The 3,547-nt window shown below is 35.9% G+C and carries 1 protein-coding gene and 1 pseudogene; both read left to right on the forward strand.

Translation table 11 applies throughout. The annotated features are described in order from the left end of the window. A pseudogene (locus tag V7137_RS30305) lies at positions 1-788 on the forward strand (BREX-1 system adenine-specific DNA-methyltransferase PglX); the annotation flags it as partial. A 177-nt stretch (positions 789-965) separates the two neighbouring features. Further along, the coding region (locus tag V7137_RS30310) for a DNA helicase (RefSeq protein ID WP_335701504.1) at positions 966-3,547 on the forward strand (2,582 nt) is incomplete at its 3' end.

Raw genomic sequence — 3,547 nt, forward strand, 5'->3', positions numbered from 1 at the left:
ATAAGTTAAAAGAAATAGTGTCCCCTGCTGTTAATCATGATGAAATTAAATTAAGAATTCCTGATAAAGTTAAAGATACAAAGTCATTCTTATCTTATTTTATTGGATGTATAATGGGACGCTACTCATATGATGTTGAGGGTATTGTGTTTGCTGGTGGTGATTTGGATGAGTCTAAATATAATTCGTTTAGGCCAAATAAGTTTGGATTAGTCCAAATTACAGACGATCATTATTTTGAGAATGATATTATCGCTCGTTTGAGGGAGTTTTTATTGATCGCATTTGGTTCAGAGACTGTTGATGAAAATATTCTGTGGCTAGCAGAGTCGTTAGAATTGAAACGTAATGAATCTGCAGAAGAAAGATTACGGCGTTATTTTATGGATGAGTTCTTTAAAGATCACTGTCAGGTTTATCAAAAACGCCCCATTTATTGGCTTGTGGATTCTGGCAAACAAAAAGGTTTAAGAACTTTTATCTATCTGCATCGGTATCAACCTGACACAATGGCAACTATTCGTTTTGAACATTTACAGGAAATACAGGCAAAGTACCATTATGAGATTTCAGCGGTGGATGCAAGAATTGTAAATCCTAACTTAAGTGCCACTGAAAAAAGAGAGTTAGAAAAACGGAAAACAGATTTTCAAAAGCGTTTGGATGAGCTACTTGAGTTTGATAAAAAACTGGCTGAATATGCCAATGCACAAATAAGCATTGACCTTGATGATGGGGTAAATGTAAATTATCAAGAATTTGAGAAAGTGTTGGCAAAAATTAAATAATTGTTTTAATGGCTTTCATTAATGGCTTACGTAAAACGTAGGCCACTTTTTTTATAATTTCCAACCAAATCCATTTTTCGAAATACTTAAGAGGATAATTATGGTATAATAATAATGCTGAAAAGAAGATAAGCTTTAATTATCTGAAAATTAAATGTTAAATGGAAGTGATTGATATTGAGTAGAGAAACCTATAAGCTTGTTCGCCAGAAAATGCTTGAAGATTTAAAACGTGATTTAATTGGCCCAGAGCATATCAATGAGGATGTAATTACCGAGCCGCCATCACAAGCTTATTTAACCGGTATACTTTTTCCTCTTGAATCTGAGGTTGAAAAACCAGATGATGAATTATTAGATGAGGGATTGGAAGCGGTGTCAGATGATCCGGAAGAATCATCTGAAGAAGGGGAAGTGGAAACTAAAAATAAGACGTTTAAGCAACAATCATCAATGGGGATAAGATTTTACATCAAAGATTCAACCCAAAATTTTAATGTAAAGTATGCTTGGGGTAAGTACGTCAAATCCAAGAGGTTCGATGAAGAAAAACAAAAAGATATAAATGTCTGGGTACGTAATATCCAATCAGATGTTGAACCAATAACTATTGGTAAAATAGAGGATAAATATGAGGTTGAAGTTTCCGACAACGTCTTTATTGTGGTTAATAAACGAAAAGTGAAAGATACGGACAATTACCTAGTATCTGTGTTTTTAAGTAATAGAACTGTTGATAAGAACAGTAATAATGGCATGTTCCAGTGTGAAATGGAAGTGTTCCATGAAGACGGGGAAAGAATCTTTCTTGCGGAAAACTATGCTAGAAAGGACTCAAGTAAGTTTGAGGAGTTTTTATATCGCCACAAACCGGTTTTTGCAAAGGGATTCGGTTGTGCTGCATCTTGGGATAATCATAACGATATTTTTGCAGGTAGTATTAAATCTGAGTTTATTCCGACTCATGAAGTTGGCAGCATGAGCACGGAACTACCTAAGGATGAGGGATTGGGAGAATTACCTGAGGGATTCTTCTCCATTAAAAGGTTCTCAGAAGAGAAGGACAAACGAAAAGTAATAGAAAAACTGAACAATCTTGCTAATCGCTATGAAAATTGGATAAAGAAACTTCCAGTTGATAAAGTAGAGGATTCTGAATCCGCAGAAATGAGTGTAGTCGAGTGCTGGAAAGTACTGAATCGTATTCGCTCGGGCATTCGTTTATTGGAAGATGATAAAGTTTTTCGTGCATTTATTTTTATGAATCAAGTCATGCACACTCAAATATCGATGAAAAACTACTCCAAGAATAATGAAAGCACGACATTGGAGGCTGAATTAAAGAAAGAAAACTTCAGTTGGCGTCCTTTCCAGTTAGCATTCATCTTGTTGAATTTAGAAGGAGTAGTAAACCCAAAATCCGAAGATCGGTCCATAGTAGACCTTTTATGGTTTCCAACAGGTGGAGGGAAGACGGAAGCGTACTTAGGTATAATTTCATTTTTGCTTGGATATAGAAAACTTCTTGCACCGGAAGACCAAAAATATGAGAGAGATGGTGGAGTGACAATCTTCCTTCGCTATACCTTAAGGCTTTTAACAACCCAGCAAAGGGACCGATTGATGAGAGTCATTTGTGCTGCGGAATTTTTACGAGCAAATGATCGTACCTATCAATTTGGACATGCTGAATTTGCTGTTGGTTTTTGGGTTGGGGGACAAGTCACAGCAAATAAATTAAGTGATTTACAGGAGACAAGATATAGAAAACCATACGAAGTAAAAAATATGTACAAAAATATTGAAAAGCAGCTTCTTGAATGTCCATGCTGTGGTACGAAGGAACCTGATTTTAAGTTTTTACCCGACAGAAATACAAAAACTGAAAAAACAGGTTTAGATATTTATTGTACTAATTCATCCTGTTATTTCTCATGGAATCATATTCCTGTTTATTTGATTGATGAAGAAATATATCGCAGGGTTCCGTCAGTAATTATATCAACTGTAGATAAATTTGCTCGTCTTCCTTGGGATGAGATTACTGGTACGCTTTTTGGAAAAGTGGATAGATATTGTGAAAAGTGTGGGTTTATTGGTGAAGGAGAAAAGCATGCCGCTTACCATAATAATCCTAGAGCAAGTGTATCAAAGATGCGGCCTTTTTATCCGCCAGAGCTTATTATTCAAGATGAGCTTCACTTAATAACTGGACCATTAGGAACAATTTATGGTGGATATGAGACTGTTATTGAGGAGCTCTGTACGGTTAAGGCAGAGGATGGGCGCCCATTAAAACCAAAATACATAGCTGCCACCGCTACAATTAAAAATGCGGATAAACAAATAGAGCGTGTGTTTGGAAGAAGGATGATGCAACAATTCCCTCCAGCAGGTCTAGAAATCGAAGACTCCTTTTTTGGAAGAGAGGTTAGTGTAGAGGATTATCCTTTCCGGTTATATAGTGGTATTTGCGTATCTGGTCAATCGATGAAGACTGTATTGCTCCGTATTTATGCGGTTCTTCTTCAAACAACAGAAAATTTATTAAAAGATGAAAAATTGGCTAAGTATGTGGATCCATATAGAACATTAATTGGTTATTTTAATAGTATACGGGAACTTGGGGGCGCAAAACGTTTACTGGATGATGACATTAGAAAACGGATCCAAACCCTTCAAAAGAAATATGGATATGATAGTCAAAGGTATATCAATCGGGATGATGAACTAACAGCACGTGTCCCATCCTATAAAAT

Origin of the sequence: Neobacillus drentensis, assembly GCF_036962765.1 — a bacterium.
GTDB classification, from domain to species: domain Bacteria; phylum Bacillota; class Bacilli; order Bacillales; family Cytobacillaceae; genus Neobacillus; species Neobacillus drentensis_C.